Annotated in this window: 12 protein-coding genes; 8 read left to right on the top strand and 4 right to left on the bottom strand. The window is 36.0% G+C overall.

Going from position 1 to position 13867, the window contains the following annotated elements; translation table 11 throughout:
• Positions 1–22: 22 nt before the first annotated feature.
• Positions 23–1081: a phosphate/phosphite/phosphonate ABC transporter substrate-binding protein gene (locus tag CAR_RS10250; protein WP_013711663.1), complete on the bottom strand. Its 1059-nt coding sequence runs from the start codon at positions 1079–1081 to the stop codon at positions 23–25.
• Positions 1082–1455: 374 nt separating this feature from the next.
• Here CAR_RS10250 and CAR_RS10245 point away from each other — a divergent pair, with 374 nt between their 5' ends.
• The 8 genes from CAR_RS10245 (at position 1456) to CAR_RS10210 (ending at position 10615) form a co-directional block, all read left to right on the top strand.
• Entirely contained in the window at positions 1456–3528 is a 2073-nt protein-coding gene (locus CAR_RS10245; RefSeq protein WP_013711662.1) for a copper-translocating P-type ATPase, read from the top strand.
• Positions 3529–3656: 128 nt separating this feature from the next.
• The gene (locus tag CAR_RS10240; RefSeq protein WP_041556594.1) at positions 3657–4271 is read left to right on the top strand and encodes a YdhK family protein; all 615 of its coding nucleotides are present in this window, start codon (positions 3657–3659) and stop codon (positions 4269–4271) included.
• Between the two features lie 516 nt (positions 4272–4787).
• On the top strand, positions 4788–5711 hold the full coding sequence (locus CAR_RS10235) for a 1-phosphofructokinase family hexose kinase (protein ID WP_041556592.1): 924 nt from the start codon (positions 4788–4790) through the stop codon (positions 5709–5711).
• Between the two features lie 415 nt (positions 5712–6126).
• Positions 6127–7389, top strand: coding sequence for a dicarboxylate/amino acid:cation symporter (locus CAR_RS10230; RefSeq protein ID WP_013711659.1), 1263 nt, complete (start codon positions 6127–6129; stop codon positions 7387–7389).
• A gap of 29 nt (positions 7390–7418) precedes the next feature.
• A complete protein-coding gene (locus tag CAR_RS10225; RefSeq protein WP_202945014.1) occupies positions 7419–8339 on the top strand; it encodes an ATP-grasp domain-containing protein in 921 nt (306 codons plus the stop codon).
• Between the two features lie 131 nt (positions 8340–8470).
• A complete protein-coding gene (locus tag CAR_RS10220; protein WP_013711657.1) occupies positions 8471–9088 on the top strand; it encodes a PepSY domain-containing protein in 618 nt (205 codons plus the stop codon).
• A gap of 118 nt (positions 9089–9206) precedes the next feature.
• Positions 9207–9860 (top strand): ABC transporter ATP-binding protein, encoded by a 654-nt coding sequence (locus CAR_RS10215; RefSeq protein ID WP_013711656.1) that lies wholly within the window; start codon positions 9207–9209, stop codon positions 9858–9860.
• The gene (locus tag CAR_RS10210) at positions 9857–10615 is read left to right on the top strand and encodes an ABC transporter permease (protein WP_013711655.1); all 759 of its coding nucleotides are present in this window, start codon (positions 9857–9859) and stop codon (positions 10613–10615) included. Before CAR_RS10215 ends, CAR_RS10210 begins: the two co-directional genes overlap by 4 nt.
• 51 nt (positions 10616–10666) lie before the next feature.
• On the opposite strand, the gene CAR_RS10205 is transcribed toward CAR_RS10210, so the two are convergent.
• The 3 genes from CAR_RS10205 to CAR_RS10195 all read right to left on the bottom strand — a co-directional run bounded on the left by CAR_RS10205 (position 10667) and on the right by CAR_RS10195 (position 13782).
• Entirely contained in the window at positions 10667–12058 is a 1392-nt protein-coding gene (locus CAR_RS10205; protein ID WP_013711654.1) for a dihydrolipoyl dehydrogenase family protein, read from the bottom strand.
• Positions 12055–12489: an RrF2 family transcriptional regulator gene (locus CAR_RS10200; RefSeq protein WP_013711653.1), complete on the bottom strand. Its 435-nt coding sequence runs from the start codon at positions 12487–12489 to the stop codon at positions 12055–12057. Before CAR_RS10200 ends, CAR_RS10205 begins: the two co-directional genes overlap by 4 nt.
• A 447-nt stretch (positions 12490–12936) precedes the next feature.
• Positions 12937–13782, bottom strand: coding sequence for a DegV family protein (locus CAR_RS10195; protein ID WP_013711652.1), 846 nt, complete (start codon positions 13780–13782; stop codon positions 12937–12939).
• Positions 13783–13867 lie beyond the last annotated feature (85 nt).

Below are 13867 nucleotides of genomic sequence, written 5' to 3'. Positions count from 1 at the left end.
TAGTAAAGCCAGTTGAAACGATTTATTGTATGCCTAAATCTTGAACGATTTTTTGAGCAGCTCTTTCATCATCGTATTCTGCATCTTCAGTTACTTTGTACCCTTCGTGACTATAGACAGAAATAACTTCTTTTCCTGCATCAGTTTCAGCAATGTTAATAAATGCTTCTTGTAAAGCTGTTTTTAATTCGTCATCCATTTTGTCAGAGTTTTTGCTGACGCTGATTGTATCGTTGTAAATTCCTGGAGTAACACCAACAACAGCCGTTTCATCCCAAATGTTTTCTGTTCTACCGTATTCTGAAGTCCAAGTATCTTCGTAATCTCTTCTGCCATCAGCAAATGTAACCAAAAGGTCAACTTGTTCAGAAGCAAGACGAGCAAATGAGCTTCCATATGAATCAGCTTGAACTACTTTTTCTAAGTCCGTAATAGATTTTCCGAAATTCTCATCTAACCATAACGTTGGATAGATGTAGCCTGCAGAAGAAGATGAAGACATTACGCTCCATGAAGCACTATTCATGTCTTCAAATGTTAATTCTTCACCACTATTAATTTTAGCAGCTAACTCTTGGCCTTTTTCAGAAGGACCTGCAATAATCAGTGAACGATAAGAAGTCACTTGTTCGTCGATTGCTTCAGTTGGTGTATTTTTATTCCAGTCAGCTGGATCATCCGAATCATTACTTAATCCGGCTCTTGTAGAAGTTAAAATTACTTCAGCACCGTCATCGTATAATACATAAGTTCCACCAGGGATAAAGCCAACATCTAATGTACCCGCGGAAAGAGATTCACCTACAGCTTCATAGTTGGTTCCAACTGTGATATCAACCTCATCGATGTCATAACCTAAAGTTGACATTTCATCAATTAGTAAATCTTTTAAAGGCTCTGTTGCCGTAACGATTTCTTCAGGATCTCTCGAAGGAACAAAACCGATTGAAAGAGTATCAAGTTCGATTGCTCCATTTGTGTTCGTAGCTGCTGTTTCGCTGCTGGCAGCTTCGTTGCCACATCCGACTAATAACCCCGCTAATAATGCTGTCCCTATGTACTTACCGAATTTCTTATGCATGTAATTAAATCCTCCTGTAATTTTTTTATTTTTACAACATTTAACACAATAAAGATTGTATAATTCGTGTTATTAAAAAGATAACTTTTTTTAATTAGACATAAAAAAGGCGAAAACAATATTTCAACTGGAATTGCTTTTATACCAACTTTATATTTTTTTAAAATAATCTTTATCTAACGGGTTTAGTATAAAATATGAATGTTAATATAGAGTCGTTTTTATATGTTTTTTGTGTAAAAGTGTAGTAGAGTTTTGAAATTTTTATTATACGAGTGCTATTCTTGACAATTTTAGTCAATAGGTATAAAGTTGAGAAACAACAACGATTACAAATGTAAACGTAAAATGAAATTAAAAAAGGAGATACAGTTATGAGAAAAGATCAAGATCAAGCTAATCATCCGAATCATAGCGAAGTGGATCATGAGGGAATGGACCACAGCAAAATGGACCACAGCGAAATGGATCATACCAGTATGAACCACGCTGGTGGACATGCAGGGCATCACGCAATGATGATAAAAGATTTCAAAAAAAGATTTTGGGTTTCGTTGATTTTAGCAGTTCCCATTTCTATCTTGTCTCCAATGTTCCAAATGCTTTTTGGATATGAGATTAGCTTTTTAGGAGATGACCTCCTTTTGTTTATTCTCTCAACAATTCTTTTTTTCTACGGAGGAAAGCCTTTCTTAGTTGGAGCATGGAGCGAATTGAAATCACGCACCCCAGCCATGATGATGCTGATCTCACTAGCTATTATTACTTCGTATGTTTATAGTACTTTAACTACATTTTTTATCTCTGGCAGTGATTTTTTCTTTGAATTGGCTACGTTAATTGTCATTATGCTTCTTGGGCATTGGATCGAAATGAGATCAGTCATGGGGGCTTCAAAAGCCTTAGAAGCATTGATCAAATTAATGCCAAAAGAAGCACACAAAATTGATAAGTCGGGTAATATTATTGAAGTTACGGTAGAAGATTTAAAACCTGGTGATAAAATTCTTGTTAAGTCAGGTGAAAAAATCCCTCTAGATGGTAGTATTTATGAAGGGACATCTGATATAGACGAATCTATGTTGACTGGAGAATCTGTGCCAGTAGAAAAAGTTCCTGGCATGAATGTTATTGGTGCATCAGTTAATGGTGAAGGGGTATTGAAAATTGAAGTCAATAAGATTGGGAAGGATACGTATCTTTCTCAAGTTGTGCAATTAGTCCAAGACGCTGAAAAAACAAAATCCAAAGCTCAAGGATTTGCTGATATTGCTGCCAAATGGCTCTTCTATGTAGCTGTTGTTATTGGTTTACTAACGCTTATCTACTGGTCAGTCACTGGCGACTTTGATTTTGCTTTAGAACGGATGGTAACCGTGTTGATTATTGCTTGTCCACATGCATTAGGGCTGGCAGGCCCATTAGTCACTTCAAGATCGTCTTCGATTGCAGCTAGTAAAGGGTTATTGATTCGTAACCGTATTGCTTTCGAAGGAGCACATAAAATTGATAAAATCGTTTTTGATAAAACAGGTACGTTAACAGAAGGTAATTTTGGTGTAACAGATATTCAACCTGTAGATGCAGTGAGCGAAACTGAGTTGCTAACTTTAGCGTATTCAGTTGAAACACAATCAGATCACCCGATTGCTAAGGGAATCGTTAAAGAAGGAAAAGAACGCAAACTAGAAATTTATGATGTTAAAGACTATCGTAACCTCACAGGTAAAGGATTAACGGCTACTGTTAAAGATGCAGAAGTTTCAGTTGTTAGTCCGGGAACGATGAAAAACAATCATATATCATTTGATGAAAAAAACTATGAAGCATTGGCTCAACAAGGGAAAACGGTTGTATTTATTTTACGAAACAATAAACTGCAAGGAATAATTGCTTTAGCCGATATCATAAGAGAATCCTCTTATAAAGTTATCAAAGAGTTGAATGATCTAGGCATTGAAACTATTATGATGACAGGAGACAACAAACGAGTAGCTAATTATGTAGGTGATAAACTAGGACTCTCGCAAGTAATTGCTGAAGTTCTTCCTCATGAAAAGTCTAAGTATGTGTCCAAATTGAAAAAAGATGGTAAAAAAGTTGCTATGATTGGAGATGGTATTAACGACGCTCCAGCGTTAGCAGAATCGGATGTTGGAATTGCAATTGGAGCAGGGACAGATGTCGCTATTGAAACAGCCGATATTATTTTAGTGAATAGCAACCCAGTAGATGTGTTGACTATTATTAAATTATCTAAGGCTAGTTACAAAAAAACAATTGAAAACTTTGTATGGGCAGCGGGATATAATGTGATAGCCATTCCGTTGGCAGCAGGTATTTTAATCAATCAAAACATATTGATTACGCCAGCTATTGGAGCGGTAGTTATGTCTCTAAGTACCATTATTGTTGCAATAAATGCTCAGATGTTGAAAATCAATTAAATAGACTAATCAGCTGAATAATAGTGTTTTTGAAAAAAAATTGAAATAATTGTTACACTGTAACTAACAGGGGCAGGTTTATTGGTTAGTACTATCAAGATAGCTTGATACTTGAAAGGATGGTAATGATGAAAAGTAAAAAAATATATTTAGCGGTAGCAACTTTAGCAACATCTTTAACCTTAGCAGCATGTGGGACAGGAGATGAAGGAACCGACACCTCTTATTCAGAATCCAGCAGTTCAACCAGTATGAATATAGAAGACTCAAGTATGATGAATTCTGAATCACACATGGATATGGAAGGTATGATGCATGATGATTCTGGTGAGATACCAGATGGTCTTAAAGAAGCTGAAGATCCAACCTATGAAGTAGGGAGTACCGCTATTATTCAAGCTGACCATATGGAAGGCATGAAAGGGGCAGAAGCCACAATTGTGGGAGCATTTGACACTACGGTTTATGAAGTTTCCTATCAACCAACGACTGGTGCAGAAAGAGTTGAAAATCACAAATGGGTCACTCAAGAAGAAATTGAAGAAGCTGGAGACGAAGTTATTGCAAATGGTGTTGAAGTGACATTAGAAGCTGATCACATGGAAGGTATGGATGACGCGCCAGCAACTATTGAAGCTTCAAAAACAACAACTATCTATATGATTGATTACGAACCTACAACGGGCGGAGATACGCTTGAAAATCATAAATGGGTGACAGAAGATGAGCTTTCGACAGAATAAAAAAATATGGAGACAAGACTATTAAATCAGAAAGAGCTTTAAATCAAAGACTAAGAATCTTTGTTTAAAGTTCTTTTTTATTTCAGTTTTTTAATGGGAAATTTCCCAGGAAATGAAAAAAGTACCTATTAAGGAATGCCGATTTTTTTGAAGGTCAGAGGATTGAACTAAAAAAATGCCGATGGTATTATTTGTTTATGGAAGCGATTCTAAAAAGGATAAGGAGATGAAAAGAAAATGATGCAAAAAATACAGTGGTTTGGCGGTGCGATGTATACCCCAGTTTTATTATTTGCTTTCTCCGGTACCTAATTTGCCGTTACTATTAACAGTAATCAGTTGTATTTTAGCAGTAATATCGCTATTCGTGTGTTTTGCGTTTATCCGAATTACCTTAGCTTAAAAAATAGTTGAGTAAAGCCACTTTAAACAGTGGTTTTTTTTTGGATCATTTTAGTTAAATGGTATAATAAGTCATAAATGAATCTATCTGCTTCAAAAAGAGGAGGATATCCAATGATTTATACAATCACTTTAAACCCAACCATTGACCGTCTGTTGTATCTGGATGGAGAGATGACTAAGGAGAAGAACAATCGCCTAGAGAGCATTGCATATGATATAGGAGGCAAAGGGCATCATGGTTCTTTTGCTATGAGTAAATTGGGCGTGGAAAATCAAGCATTAGGTTTTTGTGGCACGACCAATAAAGGACAATTAGATAAAATTTTGGAACAAAAAAATATTAACCACGACTTTGTGGAAATCTATGGCAAACCAACAAGAGAAAGTTACGTCATCTTAGAAAAAGGAATCAGCGGTAGTATTCTGATTACTGAAAAGGGATACGATGTTTCTAGTTACGCTAAATCTTTATTATTTGATAAAATTGAAGAAAAAGTGGAAGCGGGAGATATCGTTTTAATAGCGGGTTCTATGCCTCCAGGTTTTGAAATTAAAGACTTAGAAAAATTAATGATGCTATTAAATAAAATTGGCTGTTTTATTGCTTGTGATCTTTCAGGGGAAGCTTTAAAAACAGTCGTGAAGTCTGGCGTGAATTTTATTAAGCCAAACCGATTTGAAATACAAGAACTATCCAAACAAGGTCAGACGCTGGTAGAAACGGTAAAAGAACTAACAAAAACAATTGACTATGTCATCGTGTCACAAGGCGGATCAGGTAGTCTATGTGGGCATGCAGATGAATTGTATCAAATCAAACCTCCTTCTGTAGTCGTTAAAAATGATACAGGTGCTGGCGATTGTTTTGTCGGATCATTTTTAGCTTCTTTAACGCAACAAAAGTCTTTTGTTGAATCTTTAACATTTGCTACAGCTTGTTCAGCCAGTAAAGTGCAATATAATGATAGTTCATCCTTTAGTGTCAAGGACGCTGAGAACTTACAAAAAAAAGTAGTAGTAGAAAAAATAGACTAATTAATAGCGTATTGTTCATTTTACGCAACTAAAATGAACAGTTGACAATAAAATTGGAGATTGTTACAATGAGTCTACTTTAACCGTGTGAGCGCTCACCATTAAAGAAAACTAAAAAAAATAAACTAAGAAGGAGGAAGCGAATATGAAAAAGATGATCTGTATGAACGTGTTGTGTTGTCCATGTTGTATGAACCACTCATGTTATCAGCAATCATCTTTTACTAGAGCTTCTTTCCTATTTAACTAACTAGGGTTAGCTCTATCAATAAGGACAAAACACAACTAAGCTGTTTTTGGCATACTTAGGGCGTTTTTTCGCTAATTGATAAGGTGATCCAACTGTGTGCATGAGTGTATATCGCTCATGCACTTTTTTTGTACTCTTTATTAAGCGATTGGAGGAAAATAGAACATGTCAGAAAATAGTAGAACGATGAAAAAGCCAAGCTTAATGTTGCAAGTCATTATTGGGGCTGCGGCAGGTATAATTGTAGGGTACTTCAGTAAAAATGCCGGGCTTCAGTTAGAAATACTCGGGACGATATTTATGAACTTGATTCAAATGATTATAGTACCACTTATTTTTCCAGTTATTATTTTGGCTATCGTTAATATTAGTGATTCTAAAAGTTTTGGAAAAGTGGCAGGTAAGTCTTTTGTTTATTTCTTTTCTGTAACAACTGGGCTAATTATACTGAGTATTTTAGCGGGGAAATGGACTGGAATTGGCAGTAACTTCCAAACTGGGAGCATTTCAACTGAGTCACTTGATGGGATAGCGAGCGGGATTGACTTTCAAAGCTTTTTCTTAAGCATCGTACCAAGCAATCTATTTCAAGCTTTCGCAGATGGCAATTTATTGCCGATTATCTTTTTTGGTATTTTTCTGGGACTATCTTTAGTATCCATAGGTGAAAAAGGAAGACCAGTTATTGTATTTTTTGAATCGTGGTCGCAGGCGATGTTTAAAATGGTAGATTATGCAATTTCTTTTGCTCCCATTGGTGTATTTGGATTTCTGGCATACGATATAGCTGCTTATGGTATTGGAAATTTACTTTCTTTAGGGCAATTCGTCTTGTTTACGTATCTTGCGTTCATGGTCGTAGTCTTACTCGTTTTTCCAATGATTGCTTGGTTTTTCCATGTACCTTACTTCGCATTACTTAAAGAAATTAGCGATCTGATTGTTCTTGTCTTTACGACAGGTAGTTCAAGCGTTGTTTTGCCATCTCTTATTGATCGCTTAAAAAAATTTGGCGTATCGCCGGCGGTTTCTTCTTTTGTAACACCGCTTGGTTACTCATTTAACTTAGATGGGGCATGTGTTTATATTAGCTTAGCGACGATGTTTATTGTTAACATGTATGATGTAACGCTAGGATTTGGTGAGATTGTCGCACTTGTTTTATTTTTAACTGTTATAACTAAAGGCATTGCAGCCGTTCCTTCGGGAGCAGTAGTAGTATTGTTAGCAGCAGCAACACAACTTGGCTTACCTGCTGAAGGAGTTGCACTGATGGTTTCAGTAGATTTCTTTATCAACATGGGCCGGTCAGCGGTTAACGTTGTTGGAAATGCATTAGCACCAGTTCTAATTGCTCAATCAGAAACTGCATTTGAGTATGAGAAAAACGGAGATTTCACTAAAGAAGCCTTTGAAGCTAAGAAATAACAAGGAAGACATAAAATGAATGAGGAGAGATTAAAATGAAAAAAATATATATTATTCATGAAAATAACGATTGGACAAGACATTTGACCGCACGCTTAGATGAAATCAATGCCCCTTATGAACTGTGGGATTTATCTGATGGATTGATTGATATCCAAGAAGAACCACCTGAAGGGATTTTCTATAATCGAATGAGTGCTTCTTCTCATACGCGTGGCCATCGATACGCGCCAGAATTAACGGATAATTTGTTGACTTGGCTGGAAAACCGCAATGCAGTTGTATTTAATGGGACGAAAGCCATTGAATTAGAAGTCAGTAAATTAAAACAACACTTAGCTTTGCAAAAATATGGGATTCAAACACCTGAGACATATGGGGCAGTTGGAAAAGAACATATCCTTAAAGCAGCTGAAAAGTTGAATAAATTTCCATTTATCATCAAGCACAATCGTGCAGGAAAAGGTTTGGGCGTTCGTTTATTGCAATCGATTGAAGAACTAAAAGTTTATGTATCTGGTTCGGAATTTGAAGATTCAATTGATGGCATCAGCTTAATTCAAGAATACATCAAGCCAGCCGACGGAACGATCGTCCGTTCAGAGTTTATTGGTGGGAAATTCTTTTATGCTGTAAAAGTTGATTCAAGCGATGGTTTTGAATTATGCCCAGCAGACAGCTGCCAAATTGGAGATGTGCCAGTAGTTAATAAATTTACAATTATTGATTCATTGCCAAGTGAACAACTTAAACAATATGAACACTTTCTTAAAGAACAAAAGATTGATGTTGCAGCTATTGAATTTATTTTTGACGCAGATGGAGTAGCTTATGCATACGATGTGAATACAAACACGAATTACAATGCTGATGCTGAAGAAGTTGCTGGAAAGTATGCGATGTTAGCATTAGCATACTTCTTGAAATCAGAATTGGAAAAAGTAAACTAATAACCTATAATTATCTAACGACTCAAGGCTTACTTGAAGCGACAACTGTGGCTTTGTTTTCAGTTCCAAAGAAGCAGATTGATAGGAATTTTCCGATTAAATTGTTATTATATCAGTAAGGAGATGATTATATGTTAGCTAAAGTAAAATTAGGTTTGATTAGTGGAAGTGCTCTTGCGCTATTAGCCGCTTGTGGAACGGAAACACCTAATGAAGAAACACCGACTTCGACACCAGAATCAGAATCATCTAGTTCGATGGAAAGTTCTGCTACGTCAGATTCAAGTTCTGTGTCATCAACAAATTTTGAAGGGAAGAGCTTTTCAGTAACCTATGAACAAGCAGTTGCTGATTTCCAAGAAGCTTACCCAGATGCAGCTATTTCTTCAGTGGATTTCGATAAAGATTTTGGCGAGTATACTTTTGAAATCAATGGTTTTGATGACACTCAAGAAATTGAGTGGGAAGTTAATGCTGAAACTGGAGAAGAAACAAAAAACAATACAGAAAAGAAAGACTCAGACTTTGACGATCAAGAATTGATGGTAGATGATGTAATGGCTATAGATGAATTGATTGCTAATTCTGAAGAAGAAGCCCCTAACGCTACTATGGTTTCTTGGAACCTAGAAGTTGATGATGATACAAAAACACCTGTCTTTACAGGAGAGTTTGAAGAAGGAAACAATGAAGTAGACGTACTTTTAAATGCTGAAACTGGTGAATTTTTATCTACAGATAACGATTAAATTAGATAAGCTGCCAACCTTTTCTTTTGGGTTAGGCAGTTTTTTGTTATCCTAGATTTAATGGACATATGCTTTTAGTAAATCGTTCATACATAACTATTATCCAGGAGGAAGATAAATGAATACACCGCTTTTAAAAATGAATCAATTAGGCTATGAAGCAGAGGGGAAAGTTATTTTAAAGGGTATTGATTTTTCTGTTGAAGAAGGAGAATTTGTGACGGTTACTGGTCCGTCTGGAAGTGGGAAAAGCACGCTCTTAAAGATTATTGCTTCTATGTTATCACAAACTTCTGGGGAGATTCTTTATCAGAATAAACGAGTTGAAGATTATGAGCCGACTAGTTATCGAAAGGAAGTGTCCTATTGTTTTCAAACGGCCACACTGTTTGACAAAACAGTAGAAGATAATTTAGCCTTTCCCTATGAAATTAGAAATCAAACCTTTGATAGGCAAAAGGCTTTATCCGCTTTAAACGAAGTCGGTTTAGGAGCCGAGTATCTAGCTAAAGCAGTGAACACCTTGTCAGGTGGAGAAAAACAAAGAGTCGCATTGATCCGCAATATATTGTTTTTACCTAAAGTAATTTTATTAGATGAAGTAACAAGCGCTTTGGATTCAGAAAATCAAGAAATTGTTCGCAAGTTGATTCATACACTCAATCAAGATCAAGGAGTGACCGTATTATGGGTGACACATAATCCAGTGGAAATTCAATTATCTAGTCGCATTATTCACCTTGTTAATGGTGAAATGGAGGAATCTAAATGAATCTAGCTATTAATAATACGTCGCTATTATTTGCCACAGCGTTAGTTGGAATAGCGCTTATGATTGTTTATAAAGAAAAATTGGGATTGGGGAAAGATATACTCCTTAGCGTTTTTCGAGCAGTTATTCAATTATTTGCAGTTGGTTATTTATTAGGCTACGTTTTCAAGTTAAACAATACTGTAGTAACATTAGCACTCGTTTTAGTCATTATTTTTAATGCTTCTTTTAATGCAGGGAAGAGGAGCAAAGGGTTATCACATGCATTTAAAATTTCATTTATTGCTATTTTTACTGCAACGAGTTTAACCTTACTCGTTTTAGTGATGTCAGGTTCGGTGTTATTTATACCTTCACAAGTGATTCCAATCTCAGGAATGATTGCCAGTAATTCTATGATTGCTATTGGCATCTGTTACCGAAATTTAAATGCAAAATTTACTGATCAACGACAACAAGTTTTAGAAAAATTAGCTTTAGGCGCAGATTTAAAGCAAGCATCTCGTTCAATTGTGCGTGACAGTATTCGTGCAGGCATGTCGCCAACAATTGATTCAGCAAAAACGATTGGGATTGTCAGTCTACCCGGAATGATGTCAGGATTGATGTTTGCTGGAGTGGATCCAACACATGCAATCAAATACCAAATTATGGTAACTTTCATGCTGTTATCTACTACAAGTATCGCATCCGTTAGTGCAAGTTATATGGCATATAAGGAATTTTATAACGAACGAAAACAATTAAAAAACTAACCACAAAAAGCTGGACTGCATATAGTCCAGCTTTTTGTAGTTAGTTTTAAGTTAAACCATTTCAAGTAAATCATTCATAGATTCACTCATTGTAGGGTGGGTGTAAATACCGTCTCGTAAACTCTTATATGAAATGTTTTCATTGATCGCTAATGCAATTAAGTTGATCATTTCGTGAGCTTCATAGCTGAAGAAGCTTGCGCCTAATATAAGGTCAGTCTCTGGGTCAACTAATATTTTCAAAAAGCCACTTGTTTCACGCAATACTTGAGCTTTAGGAACAGCAGCAACGGGCATCTTAGCAACTTTATAATTTTTACCAGCTTCAGTTGCTTCTTTTTCATTAAAGCCTACCCGTGCAAATGTTGGATCCACAAATGTTGCTGTAGGATAAACACGGCGCGTTTCTAAATTATAATTGGATTCTTCTCCTAGCAATTGAGGCAAGACAATACGGTAATCATCCAAAGAAATATAAGTGAACTGTGGTCCGCCCTTAACGTCACCCACTGCCCAAATGTGTTCAACAGAAGATTGCAAGTGCTTGTTGACCTTGATTTCTCCACGAGCGCCGAGCGCCACGCCAGCCTTTTCAATATTTAATTTACTTGTGTTAGGAATACGGCCAGTGGCAACTAAAATTTCATTTAATTCAGCAGATTTTTCTTCGCCGTTTTGTTCAAATGTTAAACGTACACCTTCATCCGTATCTTGAACACGTTTAGCTTGAGCGTTAAATTCAATAGTTACTCCTAATTCTTTTAATCTTTCCAAAACAGCTGCTGCATCATCCTTATCTTCACGCGGCAATAATGAGTCATCGAATTGATAAACGGTTACTTCAGAACCAAATTCAGCAAAATAAGAAGCGAATTCTAACCCAATTGGACCAGCTCCGATAATGCCTAGTTTTTGTGGCAGATCCGTTAACTCTAAAATTTCTTCACTTGTGTGGATGTGTTGACTGTTTTGATTGTTTTCAAACTCTGGAATAACAGCCGTAGATCCAGTTCCAATAATGATATTAGCAGCCGTAACTTTTAACGTCTCTGTACCTGTATCCACTAACAAAGTGTGGTCATCTTTGAAGTGAGCAAAACCGTCTAAGACAGTTACGTTCTCTAAATCAGCAATTTTATGGTAATTTTTTTTGTTTAATTTGGTCACTAATTCAGTTTTATAGTCCATGGCTTGTTTGAAAAACTGGTTGTTGATCTCAGCATTTCGTTCAATGCCAAATTCTGATAATTGATCAATAATTTTTGCACTGTGTGTCAACGATTTAGTCGGTAGACATCCCACATTAATACAAGTTCCACCATACATTTTAGTTGATTTTTCAATCACGGTAACGGCTTGTCCTTTTTTAGCTAAAGCACCCGCTAATGTTTTCCCTGCTTTACCAAAGCCAATAATGGCTACGTCTGTAGTGTATTCATTCATATTTTAGTGCTCCTCTCATTTTGTATTGCATATAATTTTACTTCCATATCTTTTAATGTAATTGTTGCTAGTTTTGCTACTGCATCTTTATTCAGCTCGACATAAAGATCATCCATAGCTTCTGACATACCAGACGAAATCATACATTGTTCATTGACATCACCTGAATGCCAAGTATTTTGGATGATAGGGATTTGTATCGCCTCATAAACATCTTTCAAAGTGATAGCTTCTAGATTATCGGTTAAAAAGTATCCGCCATGCACACCTTTTTTTGTTTGAACTAATCCTTTTATCCGGCATTTTGACAGAACTCTGCGAACACGAACTGGATTCGTACAAATGTTCTCAGCTAATGTTTCACTGGTAAAACTTGAATTATTATGACCTAAATAGACCAACCCATGTACTGCAATCGTAAATTCACTCAAAATTATTCACCTTCTTTATAAGTAACTTTGAAAGTTACTTTATCTAAATTAAGTATACACCTAAAAGATGAATGTAAAATTAATCGTTGCTTGATTAGTAAATAAAATGGTTTACGATGTGTCAGAACAAAATTTTAGTTACTGCATGGCTAATATGACAAGTTTATCAAAGAGTAAAATGATTTTTTGCAAACGTCAAAATAAAATAGTGATTTAATTTTTCAAAAAAAGAGGCTGGGACAAAAATCCCGGCCTCTTCTCTATATACGGATATCTATTCTAAAACGTGCTCCAAAAAGCAGGCCCGATGTCCACTTCACGAATAAGCGCAGTATGGTCGATGACTATACTGCGCTTATTCGTTCCAGAGATTCGGGCCTAAACGCTTTTTGTTCCACTCTCTTTTTGAAATTGGTTTGGAATTAAAGCTATTTATAAACTAATGAGTTATTTTTCTAATAAAAATTGGACCGAAATCGCTTCTAGACCTGCATGCGTCATCACGCTAGGACTAGCGTAAGAAACCATGGGTTCAACATGCGGAAAGGTTGTTTTTAATAGCTCTAAGATAGTAGTTGAATAGTCGCTCATACCAATATGAGTAAAACCGATAGCAATAACTTTTTTTGGTGCATCATGAAGGGTATGACAGATTTCCTTATAACGCTTCACAATTGACTTCGTTCCACGTCCTTTAGAATCTGAATGCAGTTTTCCATCCGTCATTTCTAACGTAGCTTTGATATTCATTAAAGAAGTTAATTTGCCCATCGTTTTACCAATTCGGCCACCTTTTATCATGTTCTCAAGGTTTGCAATGCTGATATAAAGGATGGTTCTAGATTTTATATCTTCTAAATGATCAAGAACTTCCTCTATTGATGAAGATTTTTCAGCAAATTCAGCTGCAGCAAGGACTTGAAAAGCCATCCCGCGCGCGCAAAATTTAGAATCGATAACGGTTACATCTCCATCAGCTAACTTGGCGGCTTGATGCGCTGATTGAACTGTTCCACTTAAGGTTTCAGTTACATGAATAGATAAAACTTCACTTCCGTCAGATGTTAGTTCATTGTAGGTCTCTAAAAATTTCCCAACAGGTGGCTGAGAAGATTTTGGCAATGTAGGCGATTGTTGCATCTTTTGTAAAAATTCTTCATTTGTTATTTCGATATCATCATGATAATCAACTCCATCAATTGTAGAAGATAAAGGTACGATCGTGATACCGTAACGAGCAGTTTCTTCGTCGGTTAATTCAACGGTTGAATCGGTTACAATTTTTAATTTCATTAATAAGCTCCTTAAATAAGTTATTGCTTTAGTATAAAGGAAAATACTTAAGAAAAGTATAAATTCTCGTTATACAGTGATTTTA

This window comes from Carnobacterium sp. 17-4, from assembly GCF_000195575.1.
GTDB lineage: Bacteria > Bacillota > Bacilli > Lactobacillales > Carnobacteriaceae > Carnobacterium_B.
This window is presented reverse-complemented; position numbering and strand designations above follow the sequence as displayed.